The sequence below is a fragment of the Vibrio sp. V10_P2A27P122 genome (assembly GCF_963874335.1).
GTDB lineage: Bacteria > Pseudomonadota > Gammaproteobacteria > Enterobacterales > Vibrionaceae > Vibrio > Vibrio anguillarum.
Genome location: NZ_CAWNHY010000303.1, coordinates 1 through 14,179, shown reverse-complemented (window position 1 = coordinate 14,179; position 14,179 = coordinate 1). Strand labels below are relative to the sequence as shown.

The 14,179-nt window shown below is 45.1% G+C and carries 15 protein-coding genes; 6 read left to right on the top strand and 9 right to left on the bottom strand.

The features are described 5' to 3' along the window. Positions 1–1,277: glycoside hydrolase family 18 protein (locus AACQ17_RS16870; protein WP_094167757.1), on the top strand; the 1,277-nt coding region annotated here is incomplete at its 5' end. Between the two features lie 55 nt (positions 1,278–1,332). On the opposite strand, the gene AACQ17_RS16865 is transcribed toward AACQ17_RS16870, so the two are convergent. The 3 genes from AACQ17_RS16865 to moeA are packed head-to-tail and all read right to left on the bottom strand — an operon-like array spanning position 1,333 to position 4,232. After that, positions 1,333–2,217, bottom strand: a complete 885-nt coding sequence (locus AACQ17_RS16865) for a sulfurtransferase (RefSeq protein WP_170935187.1) — start codon at positions 2,215–2,217, stop codon at positions 1,333–1,335. A gap of 21 nt (positions 2,218–2,238) precedes the next feature. Beyond that, complete coding sequence (moeB, locus tag AACQ17_RS16860) at positions 2,239–2,988, bottom strand: molybdopterin-synthase adenylyltransferase MoeB (RefSeq protein WP_017045530.1); 750 nt, start codon at positions 2,986–2,988, stop codon at positions 2,239–2,241. 8 nt (positions 2,989–2,996) lie between these two features. Continuing rightward, a complete protein-coding gene (gene moeA / locus AACQ17_RS16855) occupies positions 2,997–4,232 on the bottom strand; it encodes a molybdopterin molybdotransferase MoeA (protein WP_094147670.1) in 1,236 nt (411 codons plus the stop codon). A 152-nt stretch (positions 4,233–4,384) separates the two neighbouring features. On the opposite strand from moeA, the gene folE reads away from it, so the two are divergent. After that, positions 4,385–5,038: a GTP cyclohydrolase I FolE gene (gene folE / locus AACQ17_RS16850; protein WP_013867838.1), complete on the top strand. Its 654-nt coding sequence runs from the start codon at positions 4,385–4,387 to the stop codon at positions 5,036–5,038. Between the two features lie 93 nt (positions 5,039–5,131). On the opposite strand, the gene msrB is transcribed toward folE, so the two are convergent. From msrB to AACQ17_RS16835, 3 genes are all read right to left on the bottom strand, one after another. Continuing rightward, positions 5,132–6,265, bottom strand: a complete 1,134-nt coding sequence (gene msrB / locus AACQ17_RS16845; protein ID WP_094147750.1) for a peptide-methionine (R)-S-oxide reductase MsrB — start codon at positions 6,263–6,265, stop codon at positions 5,132–5,134. Positions 6,266–6,410: 145 nt separating this feature from the next. Then, the gene (locus tag AACQ17_RS16840) at positions 6,411–8,159 is read right to left on the bottom strand and encodes a formate--tetrahydrofolate ligase (protein WP_094167756.1); all 1,749 of its coding nucleotides are present in this window, start codon (positions 8,157–8,159) and stop codon (positions 6,411–6,413) included. A gap of 118 nt (positions 8,160–8,277) precedes the next feature. Then, on the bottom strand, positions 8,278–8,421 hold the full coding sequence (locus AACQ17_RS16835) for a hypothetical protein (protein ID WP_013867835.1): 144 nt from the start codon (positions 8,419–8,421) through the stop codon (positions 8,278–8,280). A gap of 132 nt (positions 8,422–8,553) precedes the next feature. Here AACQ17_RS16835 and AACQ17_RS16830 point away from each other — a divergent pair, with 132 nt between their 5' ends. Next, complete coding sequence (locus AACQ17_RS16830; protein ID WP_017049576.1) at positions 8,554–9,288, top strand: RNA methyltransferase; 735 nt, start codon at positions 8,554–8,556, stop codon at positions 9,286–9,288. A 127-nt stretch (positions 9,289–9,415) separates the two neighbouring features. Here AACQ17_RS16830 and fdxA read toward each other — a convergent pair whose 3' ends face one another. Further along, positions 9,416–9,739 carry a ferredoxin FdxA gene (gene fdxA, locus AACQ17_RS16825; RefSeq protein WP_010318513.1) on the bottom strand — a complete coding sequence of 108 codons (324 nt, stop codon included), beginning with the start codon at positions 9,737–9,739 and terminating at the stop codon, positions 9,416–9,418. A gap of 213 nt (positions 9,740–9,952) precedes the next feature. Between fdxA and AACQ17_RS16820 the strand changes: the two genes are divergently transcribed. Beyond that, the gene (locus tag AACQ17_RS16820) at positions 9,953–11,572 is read left to right on the top strand and encodes an NAD(P)/FAD-dependent oxidoreductase (protein ID WP_038171574.1); all 1,620 of its coding nucleotides are present in this window, start codon (positions 9,953–9,955) and stop codon (positions 11,570–11,572) included. A gap of 158 nt (positions 11,573–11,730) precedes the next feature. Beyond that, positions 11,731–12,405, top strand: a complete 675-nt coding sequence (yjjG, locus tag AACQ17_RS16815; RefSeq protein ID WP_013867832.1) for a pyrimidine 5'-nucleotidase — start codon at positions 11,731–11,733, stop codon at positions 12,403–12,405. 68 nt (positions 12,406–12,473) lie between these two features. Here yjjG and rnk read toward each other — a convergent pair whose 3' ends face one another. Beyond that, positions 12,474–12,881 (bottom strand): nucleoside diphosphate kinase regulator, encoded by a 408-nt coding sequence (gene rnk, locus AACQ17_RS16810; RefSeq protein ID WP_026027712.1) that lies wholly within the window; start codon positions 12,879–12,881, stop codon positions 12,474–12,476. Between the two features lie 173 nt (positions 12,882–13,054). Between rnk and phnR the strand changes: the two genes are divergently transcribed. Beyond that, complete coding sequence (phnR, locus tag AACQ17_RS16805) at positions 13,055–13,765, top strand: phosphonate utilization transcriptional regulator PhnR (protein ID WP_094124080.1); 711 nt, start codon at positions 13,055–13,057, stop codon at positions 13,763–13,765. Positions 13,766–13,891: 126 nt separating this feature from the next. Here phnR and AACQ17_RS16800 read toward each other — a convergent pair. Continuing rightward, positions 13,892–14,179, bottom strand: a 288-nt coding sequence (locus AACQ17_RS16800) for a siderophore-interacting protein (protein ID WP_141201476.1), incomplete at its 5' end; no start/stop codon positions are given.

Sequence of the window (14,179 nt, the reverse complement as noted above, 5' to 3'; positions counted from 1 at the left end):
TCGCCCTTCTCGTTGTTGCGTCATTTAACGCCGCTGCAGAGACAACCAAACCCGTCGTGGCGGGCTACTTTGCTGATTGGCAATATGAAAATGAGCAAAACCCCTACACAGTTAAAGATATTCCAGCAGAGAACTTGACTCATGTTATTTACGCCTTTTTGAGTATGTGTGGCCCCCATTCTGGAGCCAGTGAAACCGTACAAAAGCAAATCGCTAAGCAATGTGAAGGAAAAGCACCATTTAGTGCGATTGTTGTTGATACTAAATCCGCACTAGAAAAAGAGTTTGGCGCAGTCGATGTACCAGTTCCTTACAAAGGTCACTTCGCTCAACTTGCACAAATGAAGAAAGACTATCCGACGCTTAAGATTCTGCCTTCATTTGGCGGCTGGACAATGTCTGAACCGTTCCACGCAATGATAAAAGATCCTGCTACGATCAAGCATTTTTCCAAAACAGCGGTTGAACTTATAGAACAGTACGCCTTCTTTGACGGCATCGATATCGATTGGGAATATCCGGGTGGTGGCGGTTTAACTACTTCGCCTTGGAATCCTGATACGAAATTAACCGATGAACAAAAAGAAGCAGAAAAACAGGCCTATACCGAGCTGATGAAAACATTACGTGCTGATTTGGATGCGTTGAGTAAAAAGACGGCTCGCCACTATGAACTTTCTACTGCTGTTGGTGTTGGAGCGAAAGCGGCTCAGATAGATTGGCCCGCCGTATCCCCTTATTTAACCAATATGTTTGCGATGACTTATGATTTTCTGGGTGGTTGGGGAACGCAAACGGGCCATTTAACCAATTTACATGCGACGGATCGCAGTTGGTGGGGAATGGGAGCCGATGTGTTTATCAATCAAATGATCGAATTGGGTATACCAAGCGAGAAATTGGTTATCGGCGCGGCGTTTTATGGACGTGGTTGGCAAGGCACTCAAGATTATGAGGGTGGTTTGCCTACGGCTGATCTTGTGTCTGAGCAGGGAGCGCCGTTTGGGACCGGTGAAAATGGCTATTTCATGTTCTGGGATTTGATGAAAAATTATCGCGCGGCACAAGGGTATCAATATGGTTACGATCAAGAATCGCAAGCACCATATTTATGGAATGCAGAAAAGAAAGTATTTATCTCGTATGAAGATGAACGTTCAGTGCGCGCCAAAGCCAAATGGGCAAAATCAGCGAAGCTAGGGGGAATTTTTACATGGGAACTTTCAGGTGATCCTTCAAATGAATTGATCAAAGCAATGGCTGATGAGTTGAAATAGCACGCTTTGTAAAACATGATCAAATCCCCACAATGATGGGGATTTGATTCAGAGACTAAAGCTCAATAGGCAGCTCAGTGCGTTGCCCCCATTCTGTCCACGAACCATCGTAAACGCACAGTTTTTCGTAGCCGCAAATTTGCGCAGCCAGCAGCACAATACAGGCGGTTACGCCTGAGCCACAACTGAAAATGTATTGCTCTTTTCCAGCAGCCAGCGTCGCTTGCATAATAGGTTGTAGATCTTGCGGTGATTTAAGCTTATGCCCATTCATCAACTCTGTAAAAGGTAAGCAAATAGAGTGAGGAATATGGCCGCTGCGCACGCCTTCTCTTGGTTCTTTCATTTGACCCAAAAAACGGGCTTGTGAACGTGCATCAACAGTTAAGCTCTCTGGGTTCTCTATTTGTGCAAGCACATAGTCTGCGTTCACAAAATAGCGAGGATCGAGCGTGCCATGGAAGTTTCCGTGTTTAAAGGCATGTGTGTACTCTTTTACAACGGGTAAACCTTGGCGTTTCCATTCGGTTAATCCACCATCAAGAACGTATACCGACGCATGTCCCATCGCTTTGAGCATCCACCATGCCCTCGGTGATGCAAACGTCCCGCTATTGTCATAGACAACGACGATCGAATCGTGGTTTAAACCGATCGATTGTGCTAATTGGTTAAAGCGATCTTCACTAGGCATCATATGAGGTAGTGGCGATTGTAGGTCACAAAATTCACCATCATAATCAAAGCGGCGAGCGCCGGGAATGTTATGCAGAGTATCTTTCTCAGTTTCACTGGGAATTTGGAATTCAATACTGCAATCAAGAATAACGGTGCGCGGGTCGCCTAACTTTTGTGCTAGCCATTGGGGGGAGACGAGTGGTGACATGAGTTTAACTCTCCTATTGTGTGGGCTGATGCGGTGGACGAACGAGAAAGACATTATTGAGTCTTTGTCGTTCATTTACTGGCAAGTCTGGCAGTGAGCGAGTTTGATTAAGTTCATTTCTCTCCACGTCATTGAAAGAGCGTCCAACATCAAAATTTTGCCTTGTTTTACCTGCCCATATTGAGCGATCACTTTGATCGCTTCCATCGCTTGTACCGCGCCAATAATCCCGACGACAGGGGCCATTACGCCCGCTTCGACGCAAGTGAGTACGTTACTACCAAAAAGAGCGCTTAAACATTGGTAACAGGGCTCGTCTGGGTGCTGATACATAAACACGCTGACTTGCCCTTCCATACGAATCGCGGCACCAGATACCAGTGGTGTTTTAGTTTGAAAGCAGATTTTATTCAATTGGTTACGAGTATCAAGGTTATCTGATGCATCCAGCACTAAAGAATGCTGTTCAATTAATGCTTTCAATTGTGCATCTTCAAGGCGTTGATCAACGGTATTTACCGTTAAATACGGGTTAAGCATACGCAGTGACTCTGCCGCTGAGTCCACTTTTTTACGTCCAATATCGGCATCGCTATGCAGCACTTGGCGCTGTAAATTAGAGAGCTCAACCACATCATCATCGATGAGCGTGAGTGAACCAACACCTGCCGTGGCAAGGTATTGGCTTGCAGCGCAGCCCAATCCTCCTGCGCCAAGAATTAAAATAGAGCTTTGTTTAAGTGCTTCTTGTCCTTCAAAATCAAACTGTTTGAGAATGATTTGTCGGTTGTAACGCAGTAGCTCTTGATCAGATAGGATCTCCATAGTGATCCTTAATACAAGCTGGGATTAAAAAGTTGGATATTGACGGTTTCGCCCACTTCCACTCGGCCACGATCTTGTTCTAACACCACAAAACAGTTGGCGAGACTCATCGAACGAAATGCCCCCGAACTTTGGTTTCCGGTAGTTTCAACAACAAACTGGCCATTTTCAATTGTGTAAATACCGCGTTGGTAGTCAGTACGGCCCGGTGATTTTTTAAAGGCATTTTTAGTGATGGCTGGAATGGACTCCGGTGCTTTCCACTGAGTGTGTCCAGCCAATTTAGCCAGCATAGGTTGCACCAAGACGTATAGGGTTAATACGGCTGAGACGGGGTTGCCAGGTAAGCCACAGAACCAAGCATGATCTAATGTTCCAAATGCAAACGGTTTGCCCGGTTTTATTGCCAGTTTCCAAAAACCGATTTCTCCGAGTTCTTGCAAAATATCTTTGGTATAGTCAGCTTCGCCTACACTTACGCCGCCAGAAGTAATAACCACATCGGCCAAATGTTGAGCTTTATCGAAGGTAGCTTTTAAAGTGGCAGGGCAATCAGAAATGATCCCAAGATCAATCGCTTCACAACCAAAATTCTCAATTAATGGTTTAATGCCATAACGATTACTGTCATAGATTTGCCCCTCAGCAAGAGGTTCACCGAGTGGTTTTAGCTCATCTCCAGTTGAGAAAAAGGCCACTTTAGGTTTACGAAAAACGGTCACATGGCTGATGCCGAGTGTGGCAATCATTGGGATATCACGCGAAGTCAAGCGAACCCCTTTATGTAGCACTACATCGCCTTGTTTGATGTCATCACCAGTGGGGCGAATATTTTGCTGAGGCTTTGCATTCGGCTGTAGAAAGCAGATACCATTTTCGTTTTCGGTCGTTTGCTCTTGCATGATCACCGCGTCGCAACCAGCTGGAATTTTCGCGCCAGTCATAATTCGCACGCAACTGTTGGCTGGCCACGGCCCTTCAAATGGAAGACCGGCAAAAGATTTACCAGCCAGCGGCAGGGTGGTTGACTGTTGCAGATCAGCTAATCGAATAGCGTATCCATCCATCGCTGAGTTATCGAAAGGCGGCACAAAAATGGGTGAGAGTAACTCTTCAGCCAACACATAGCCTAACGCGTCGGCTAGCGGTAGTTTCAGCGTCGTTTGGATGGGTTTGATATTCGCTAGCATTGTCTCTAACGCTTGTTCGATAGGCATTAAGCCCGGTGAATCACAACAGCCCATGATCGGTTCCTATAGCTTTTTTCTTTGCGAGGACTTTATCATACATTGCTTACAGGCAATAATGACCATCCTTAAAATATGGATGTAATTATTCAAAATTCCGAGTATCCTTGTCTGCCATCCGAAAGGGGTAAAAAGTAAGAGGAATCGGAATGCTAGGTCTTAGCGAATCAGCAAAGTTGGTCAAAGATGCGCTAGAGAGCCGAGGTTTGGAAACGCCTATGCGTCCAAATGAGGTTACTCGTGAAGAAAAGAAAGAAAAAATCGAACACCATATGCGTGAGATCCTCACACTACTCGGTCTTGACCTGACCGACGACAGTTTAGAAGAGACGCCCCATCGAATTGCGAAAATGTATGTGGATGAAGTGTTTTCTGGCCTCGATTATCAAAACTTCCCCAAAATTACTGTGATCGAAAACAAGATGAACGTCAGTGAAATGGTGCGCGTAAAAGAGATTACCGTGACCAGCACCTGTGAGCATCATCTAGTGACTATCGATGGTAAAGCCGCGGTGGCGTATATCCCAAGAGGCAAGATAATTGGTCTTTCTAAGATTAACCGTATTGTACGTTTTTTTGCTCAGCGCCCCCAAGTTCAAGAGCGAATGACACAGCAGATTCTGGTGGCTTTGCAAACCTTACTCGGTTCAGACGATGTCGCGGTCACCATTGATGCTACTCATTACTGCGTTAAGTCACGTGGTGTTATGGATGCGACCAGTGAAACGACCACCACAGCATTAGGCGGTATTTTTAAATCTAACCCTGCCACCCGCGCCGAATTTTTCCATGGTTTACATTAATCGAATCTCAGTTGAGTCCATCGATTAATGTTGATCAACTAAAAAAGCCCTCGCAAGTGAAGTCGAGGGCTTTTTCGTTTTACCACGCACGCCTTATTTAAACAGCACCAAGTACTCGCCATAGCCCTCAGCTTGCATCGCCTCTTTTGGTACAAATCGCATCGCGGCAGAGTTCATGCAGTAGCGTAAGCCGGTTGGTGCTGGTCCATCCTCAAAGACATGGCCTAGGTGAGAATCTGCAAAACGGCTGCGCACTTCGGTTCTGGTATAAAAAAGCCGAGAATCGCTTTTGGTCGCAATATACGCTTCATTAATTGGCCGAGTAAAACTGGGCCAGCCCGTACCAGAACGGTATTTGTCGGTAGAAGAGAATAATGGCTCTCCGCTGACCACATCGACATAAATACCATCGGCTTTGTTATCCCAATACTCATTCTTAAATGCGCGTTCAGTACCTTCTTCTTGCGTCACGTAATATTGCAAATCAGTCAATTTGGCGCGTATCTTTTCATTAGAAGGTTTGGTGTATACCTTAACGTTGTTTTGCATTTTTTGCGCTTCGATCAATTGACGTAAGGTTTTTGGATGCTCATTACGATCTTTACCGAAGATGGTATCAAGATATTGGTCACGTCCGGAAGCATGACGGTAGTAGGTGTAACGTACTTTGCTCTTTTTATAAAAGTCTTGGTGGTACTCTTCAGCAGGCCAAAATTGGCTATATTGAATCAGCTCTGTTTTGAGCGGCTTTTTGAAGATCCCTAGCGCATCGATTTCTTGCATAAAACGCTGCGCGGTCTGCTTCTGTTCACTGTTGTGATAAAAAATGGCAGGTCGATACTGTGGGCCTCTATCAACAAACGAGCCTTGATCATCCGTCGGATCAATGTGGCGGAAAAAATGATCCAATACATTCTCGTAGCTGACGACTTGCGGATCAAAGGTCACTTGAATCACTTCAATGTGGCCCGATTTTCCTGATGAGACTTGTTTATAGGTAGGGTTTTCAAGGCTGCCACCCGCATAACCAGAGACAACGCTAATGACACCGTTGAGTTTTTCAAGATCAGATTCTGTACACCAAAAACAGCCCCCAGCTAATGTCGCGATTTGCTGATTACCAATGCTGGGCATGGTTTTAGGCTGAGTTTCTGCTTGGCTAAATAGCGAAAACAGAATAGGCACAATAAGTGCTATTGAGAATATAAAGGGAGTAAAACGTTTCATAACCGACCTTACTTATTTTTTATTGATACTGGTAAAGAACGGTGAAAAGCGCAAAAAATTACAGAGAAAGAAAACAAATAGCGTGAAGAAAACCTTTCTGAGCCCGAAGATTTGTGCTCAGAAAGGTTAATTTCGAACAATAATATCAGGTTAGGCCGATAATATTTCCTTTAGAATCAATGTCTAAATACATGAAGGCGGGTTTTTCAGGAAGACCCGGCATGGTCATCACGTTGCCGCATAGCGCATAGATAAAGCCAGCACCCGCACAGAGCTTTAATTCGCGGATCGGTACATCAAAACCTTTTGGTGCGCCTTTAATCGCAGCGTTGGTTGAAATTGAAAGTGGCGTCTTCGCCAAACAGACAGCAAGCTTCCCGTAACCTTGCTCTTGCATGTTGTGCATTTGACGTCGTGCTTTATCACTAAAAGTGACGCTTGCCGCGCCATAGCCCTTTTTCGCCACGGCGTTGATCTTATCTTCGATCGTCTGCTGTGCTTGGTATAACGGTGTGAACGTACTCACTTTTTGACACTGTTTAATGACTTTGGAAGCAAGCTCAGTCGTCCCTTCGCCTCCAAGAGCAAAACCTTCACTCAGTGCAACCTCAACCTTATAAGGTAGTGCATGAATCATCATGGCGAGCTGTTCGAGCTCTTCTTGGCTGTCTTGTGGAAAGCGGTTAATGGCAACCACGGCGGGTATTCCATACTTACTCACATTTTCAATATGCCATTTGAGATTTTCAAAACCGGACACCAACGCGGCATGGTCTGGCTGAAATAGAGTGTCGGGAACTGGCTGGCCGGGACGCAATTCATACAGACCAGAGTTCGCTTTTAAGCCGCGAAGTGTGGTGACGATAACGGCGCAATCTGGCGCTTTCCCAGATGTCGCGGCTTTAATATTGCACGCCTTTTCAAATCCCATATCAGAGCCAAAGCCGCCTTCTGTTACAGTAAATTCGGCTAACCTTGTGGCGATGTCATCAGCGATAATAGAAGAGTTACCGTGCGCGATATTGGCAAAAGGCCCGGCGTGAATCAGTGTCGGTACGCCTTCTAACGTTTGCATTAATGTAGGTTCAATCGCCTCTTTCATACTGACAGCCATCGCCCCAGCGACTTGTAAATCTTCGGTGGTAATCGGTGTACCATGGTGACTATAGGCGACGACAATCCGCCCAATCCGTTGACGCAGATCGTTTAAGTTTTTGGCTAATGCAAGAATCGCCATTAGCTCAGAAGCCGCTGAAATATCAAAACCATCTTCACGCTCAAAGCCATTGATTGATTTATCCGTTTCATTTCGGCCAACGGTAACCATGCGCAATGCGCGATCGTTGTGATCCATCACTCGCTTCCAAACCACATTATTTGGGTCGATACGCAGTGCTTTCATTGCGGTGCGCTGCTCGAAATCGTCATAACCAAGGCGCTGTTCGTGATAGATCCGGGCATCTATCGCCGCTGCCGCTAGGTTATGCGCGGCTGTGACGGCGTGGATATCGCCAGTGAGATGCAAATTGAGCTCTTCCATTGGTGCCACTTGTGAATAACCGCCGCCAGCGGCTCCGCCCTTAACACCAAAGATTGGTCCCATTGAGGGTTGACGAATACATGCCATCACCGAATGACCCAATTTTGCCATTCCTTGTGATAGGCCGATGGTCGTGACGGTTTTTCCTTCCCCTAATGGCGTTGGGGTAATGGCAGTCACAAGGATTAACTTTCCAACCGTTTGTGTTTGCAAACGTTCAAGGCAACTTAATGAAATTTTCGCCTTAAAGCGGCCTTGGCTGTGGAATTCTCTGGCGGTGAATCCTGCTTTGTTAGCGATAGCCTCTATGGAGGTTAATGAAGTGGCGCGGCAAATTTCAATATCAGGCAGCATAAAACCCTCATTATTTAGTATTGTACGGGTTGGGAAAACGTTTGCGTCGCGATAATAACGTCAAAAAATGGGTTGTAAAGTTATTTAATGAGTGGATTATAAACTAATGTCTGAGCTTTTAGCTCGATTCTTCGTTCTCTTTTGTGTCATTGTCGTTGGGCTCTTTATGATGATCATCTTCAAGTTGATCACTATCTTGTTGATCATAATGCTTGACGACAAAGGGGGTTAACATAACGGAAGAGGGAAGAAAACGTTTCATATGGATTTCCTTGTTTGTTAGTAACTGAACATATGGTATTGAAACTCGACTTACACTGCTTTAGCTCTGACGGCCTTTACTCTATAATGCGGCGTTTTTACTAGGCCAACCTTACCTTACTGCGGATATTTTATGATTTCAAAAAACCAACTGAAACTACTTCGTGCTTTAGGCCAAAAGAAACAGCGCAAGGCTCATGGCCTGTTTTTAGTGCAAGGCGAAAAGAACGTGTTGGAATTGATTAACAGCCAACTGACGGTAAAGCAGGTTTTTGCCACTGCGGAGTTTATCGCACAAAACCGCGTTGAGCTTAGTGTTTTTGAATGCATTGAGGCCACATTAGATGACTTAACCAAAGCCAGCACTTTGGTGAGCAATAATGCGGCAATCGCCGTCGTTGAAATCCCCGAAGTGACGGTGCCTGAAGCGAAAGGATTGATGATCGCTCTCGATGGTGTTTCTGACCCCGGTAATTTAGGGACGATTATCCGTGTCGCTGATTGGTATGGCATTAAATACATTGTCGCTAGCCATGATTGCGCCGATCCATACAATCCGAAGACCATCAGTGCCACCATGGGCAGCTTTGGGCGTGTTACGGTGAGCCAAGTGGATTTGGGTGCTTATTTACAGAGTTCAAATCTACCTGTTTATGGGGCTTTTTTAGAAGGTGAGAGTGTACATCATACGAAATTTGCAGCAGAAGGGATTTTATTGATGGGCAGTGAATCACATGGTATTCGTGCCGAAGCGGCTCAATATGTTACCGACAAAATCACCATTCCCGCCTTCGGGGGAGCTGAGTCACTTAACGTAGCAATGGCTACGGGTATTATTTTGGATAACCTGCGCCGCCAACATCACTAGATCAAACCAAGATCACTCGATCAATAAGTAAAGCTTAAAAGTTGTTGCTTTGGATTGTCGTCAAAAAGCGTGATAACGGATGCCGTGTTTGCGCTTTTTTTATAACGCTAGTTATAAGAAGAAAAGACTACTTCTCTAACATCCCCAGTTTGTTTGGCACGCCATTCCATTTTTCAGCATCATCCATGGCTGGTTTGACTTCGGTTTGCACCGGCCATATGTCGGCAAGCTCAGCATTGAGTTCGATGTAAATCTTCTGATCTTCTGGGAGTTCATCTTCTTGAAAGATAGCTTGAGCTGCACATTCAGGAACACATAAACCGCAATCAATGCATTCAATGGGGTTGATCACCATAAAATTGGGGCCTTCGTGAAAGGCATCTGCAGGGCATACCGCGACACAGTCAGTAAATTTACATTGGATGCAATTATCCGTTACGACAAACGCCATGATGATCAGCTCTTAGTTAGTCAAAAATGAAGAATGGGGATAATACGCATCCCAAGTTAAATTTCAACATCCAACGCTATGAATATCTAGCGTAACGTGTGATGAATTCGGGATTTAGTATGACAGATAACGCCATTTCCCGTAAAATGCGCGCCATTGTGAGCGGGCCGCTTGCGGCTTTGGCTAAGACACCGACTAAAACGAGACACCGACATGATACGTTTAACCGAAATTAAACTTCCTTTGGACCACGAGGAAGGGGCAATTTTTGCTGCTATTACTGAAAAACTTGGTATTGCTGATGAACAAGTTCTTTCATTCAATATGTTTAAACGTGGCTACGATGCTCGTAAGAAAACGAAAATCATGCTGATTTACACGCTAGATGTGAGCGTGGAGAATGAAACGGAGTTACTTGCTCAGTTTGCTGACGATCCGCATGTGAAAGTGACGCCGGATATGGAGTACAAATTCGTTGCTCAAGCGCCAGCGAATCTTACTGAGCGCCCAGTGGTGATAGGCTTTGGCCCTTGTGGTCTATTCGCAGGACTGATTCTTGCTCAAATGGGGTTTAACCCAATCATTGTCGAGCGTGGTAAAGAAGTGCGCGAACGCACCAAAGATACCTTTGGTTTTTGGCGTAAACGTACATTGAATACTGAATCTAACGTGCAGTTTGGCGAAGGTGGAGCGGGGACTTTTTCTGATGGAAAACTCTATAGCCAAGTGAAAGATCCTAACTTCTATGGCCGTAAGGTCACTACAGAATTTGTCGCTGCGGGCGCACCTGCTGAAATCATGTACGTGAGCAAACCGCACATTGGTACGTTCAAATTGGTGACCATGATTGAAAAAATGCGTGCCAAAATCATCGAATTAGGCGGTGAAATTCGTTTTAGTACTCGTGTTGATGACATTCACATCGAAGAAGGGCAAATTACCGGGCTTACGCTGTCAAATGGTGAGGAAATTAAAACGCGTCATGTTGTCCTTGCGGTCGGTCATAGTGCACGTGATACCTTTGAAATGCTGCATGAACGTGGCGTTTATATGGAAGCCAAACCCTTTTCAGTAGGGTTCCGTATCGAACATAAACAATCAATGATTGATGAAGCGCGTTTTGGTTCGAATGCGGGTAACCCCATTCTTGGCGCGGCGGACTACAAATTGGTTCACCACTGTAAGAATGGCCGCACTGTTTATAGCTTCTGCATGTGCCCCGGTGGCACGGTAGTGGCGGCTACTTCTGAAGAGGGGCGCGTTGTGACCAATGGCATGAGCCAATATTCTCGCGCAGAACGTAATGCTAACAGTGCGATTGTAGTGGGTATTGATCCTGAACGTGATTATCCCGGTGATCCGCTAGCGGGCGTGCGCTTCCAACGTGAGCTTGAATCAAGAGCTTATCAACTTGGCGGCGAAAACTACGATGCGCCAGCACAAAAAATTGGTGACTTTTTACAAGGTCGTGATCCGAGTGCGTTAGGTGATGTCGAACCCTCTTTTACACCCGGCATCAAGTTGACAGATATTTCAAAAGCGTTGCCTGATTTTGCTATTGAAGCCATTCGTGAAGCGATCCCAGCGTTTGATAAGCAGATCAAAGGATTTGCCTCTGAGGATGGTTTGTTAACTGGAGTAGAAACTCGCACGTCATCACCTATTTGCATTAAACGGGGTAAAGATTTCCAAAGCATCAACCTGAAAGGCTTTTATCCGGCAGGTGAAGGTGCAGGTTATGCGGGCGGGATTTTATCAGCAGGCATTGATGGTATTAAAGCGGCCGAAGCATTGGCGCTTTCTATGGTTAACGAAGCTGAAAAAGCATCATAATTTGCAATATTAAGCATAAGAAAAGGCTCATTCGAGCCTTTTTTATTACAGGGACGATTAGATTCGTTATCACATTGAATTTTAAAAGTTTCTTCTGATAGAGATTATCATTTAACTAAAAACAATCTAAACTAGCCCGAACATTATGAGGAGAGATCATGAAGTACGACTGGATTTTATTTGACGCTGACGAGACCTTGTTTCATTTTGATGCTTTCAAAGGTATGCAGCTGATGTTTGAGCGCAAAGGAGTGTTGTTTACTGAACAAGATTTTGCGCAGTACCAAGAAGTTAATAAACCACTGTGGGTCGATTACCAAAATGGTGATATCACGGCGGCGCAGTTGAAGCATACTCGTTTTGCAGAGTGGGCAGAAAAGCTCGCGACGACAACCACGGAATTAAACAGCGCATTTCTTGAAGCCATGGCTGATATTTGTACTCCACTACCAGGAGCAAAAGAGTTATTGGATGCCCTTACAGGTCGAGCGAAACTTGGCATCATTACTAATGGTTTTACCGAACTTCAAGCGATTCGTTTGCAAAGAACGGGGATGAGTGAATACTTTGACCACGTGATTATTTCAGAAGAGGTTGGTGTAGCGAAACCCGATCACGGGATTTTTGCCTACGCGTTAGACAAAATGGGCAACCCTGCTAAAAATCGTGTATTGATGGTAGGAGATAACCCGCATTCCGATATTCTAGGTGGCTTAAATTTTGGTATTGAAACCTGTTGGCTAAACTCTACTGGCGCAAGTGCTGTTGATGGCATTGAGCCACACTACCATGTGCGTTCATTGCACGAGCTTAAAGATATTTTGGTCGCATAATTATTTACAATGGTGTGGTTTGGGGTGTGGAGTGATGATATCGACCTCCACACCAACAAATCGATTCGTTAGCGGTTGAATTCACCGTCACGCTCAGGTTGATAAACTACATCAAGAATCTCAATCACTCTTTCTCTACCACCTGGCATTGGCCAACTGAGCTGTTGACCAACAGCTAGGCCCAACAATGCACTGCCTACTGGGGCAAAAACAGAGATATCTTGACTGCTTTTCACTTCATGCGGATACACAAGATTTTTTTCTATCACTTCATCACTGTCGATAAACTTGAAGCGTACGGTCGAATTCATGCTCACCACATTATTTGGCATCTCTTGTGGGGCGACAATGGTGGCTCTATCCAACTCAGCCTCGAGCTTTTCTAACTCTGGCGTTAGTTTAGGCATGCCATCCAGTAATGCGGATATTCTGTCCATATCAAGGCTTGAAACTAAGACAGGTGCTAAGTTTGACATTTTTAATACTCCAAAAAGAAATACCGCCCAAAAGCTAGGCGGTATAAAAATTAACGTCAATGTTATTGCGATTCAGGCTATGACATTAATCTTGTTCGACATAGAATGCAAATAATACGGTATCAGTTTGTTATGAATTTAGCATGCACGTATTTAGGCTGGGAGTGGATGTTGTGCAGTACGTAAAAATTAAAGATGTGATTGTTGAACAAATCGATGCTGGCATGCTTGCCCCTCGTCAAAAATTACCCCCTGAACGAAAACTTGCAGAGTCGTTTAATACCACACGCGTTACCCTGCGTGAGGCGTTGTCTCTGTTGGAAGCGGATGGCAAGATCTACCGAGAAGATCGGCGAGGTTGGTTTATTTCTCCCGAGCCGATACGTTACGACCCAACCCAAACTCTGAATTTTACCAACATGGCTTTAGCACAAAACCGAGTACCAAAAACGGAACTGATGATGGCAAAAGCGCTATTAGCCAATAAACAAGCATCGCTCTTATTGGGATTGAAGCCGTTTTCGGATGTTTACCAAATTGATCGTGTGCGTTATTTAGAAGATCGCCCCGTGGTCTATGTGACGAATTACGTGCGCCCTGAATTGTTTCCCAACTTGCTGACTTTCGATTTGTCTCAATCACTGACGGATATTTATCGCGACCATTTTGCCGTGGAGTATCAAACAGTCCGTTATCGAATTACCACTAGCTCTTTGCTTGGTCATATGGCGCAAGCGCTACGCGCTACATCAGGCACTCCGGCGATGGTCGTTGAGCGCATTAATTATAATCAACAGGGTGAACTGATCGATTGTGGCATCGAATACTGGCGACATGACGCGATTTGTATTGAGTCGTTAGCCAAGCTAACCGTGGCCAGCTGAGGCTATGTCCATTAAAACTAGGTCCGTTAAAACTAGGTCCGTTAAAGCTATGTTCGTTGAAAATTGAGCGCATTCAATGAAAAAGGCGACCTCTATTAAGTCACCTTTTTACTGTGTTATTGCTGTTTATGACTGAGTTTGTGCATCCGTTTGTTTGAGCTGTTTATGCCCATCTTCACTGACGCCACGTTTCCAGTAGCTGCTGATATAAATATAGTCTTTGGCTATCTCTTTTTCATTGCGAAAATACTCTCTTAGCGCGCGCATGGTATCAAATTCACACGCACACCATACCGAGCCATTCTCACCCAGCCAATTTTTCTCGATAACCGAAGTCGCCAAATTGGTGCTGCTGTCTTTCACTACCCAAGAGATCTCTATGTTCTCCGGAGCCTGTAGTGCCTGTTTGTCATC

What these genes read in the sequence shown, in the direction of transcription:
- AACQ17_RS16840 (WP_094167756.1), bottom strand. Translation starts at nt 8,159, where the DNA reads ATGCTGCCTGATATTGAAATTTGCCGCGCCACTTCATTAACCTCCATA.
- AACQ17_RS16835 (WP_013867835.1), bottom strand. Translation starts at nt 8,421, where the DNA reads ATGAAACGTTTTCTTCCCTCTTCCGTTATGTTAACCCCCTTTGTCGTC.
- AACQ17_RS16830 (WP_017049576.1), top strand. Translation starts at nt 8,554, where the DNA reads ATGATTTCAAAAAACCAACTGAAACTACTTCGTGCTTTAGGCCAAAAG.
- moeA (WP_094147670.1), bottom strand. Translation starts at nt 4,232, where the DNA reads ATGGGCTGTTGTGATTCACCGGGCTTAATGCCTATCGAACAAGCGTTA.
- AACQ17_RS16865 (WP_170935187.1), bottom strand. Translation starts at nt 2,217, where the DNA reads ATGTCTTTCTCGTTCGTCCACCGCATCAGCCCACACAATAGGAGAGTT.
- moeB (WP_017045530.1), bottom strand. Translation starts at nt 2,988, where the DNA reads ATGGAGATCCTATCTGATCAAGAGCTACTGCGTTACAACCGACAAATC.
- AACQ17_RS16820 (WP_038171574.1), top strand. Translation starts at nt 9,953, where the DNA reads ATGATACGTTTAACCGAAATTAAACTTCCTTTGGACCACGAGGAAGGG.
- yjjG (WP_013867832.1), top strand. Translation starts at nt 11,731, where the DNA reads ATGAAGTACGACTGGATTTTATTTGACGCTGACGAGACCTTGTTTCAT.
- msrB (WP_094147750.1), bottom strand. Translation starts at nt 6,265, where the DNA reads ATGAAACGTTTTACTCCCTTTATATTCTCAATAGCACTTATTGTGCCT.
- rnk (WP_026027712.1), bottom strand. Translation starts at nt 12,881, where the DNA reads ATGTCAAACTTAGCACCTGTCTTAGTTTCAAGCCTTGATATGGACAGA.
- folE (WP_013867838.1), top strand. Translation starts at nt 4,385, where the DNA reads ATGCTAGGTCTTAGCGAATCAGCAAAGTTGGTCAAAGATGCGCTAGAG.
- fdxA (WP_010318513.1), bottom strand. Translation starts at nt 9,739, where the DNA reads ATGGCGTTTGTCGTAACGGATAATTGCATCCAATGTAAATTTACTGAC.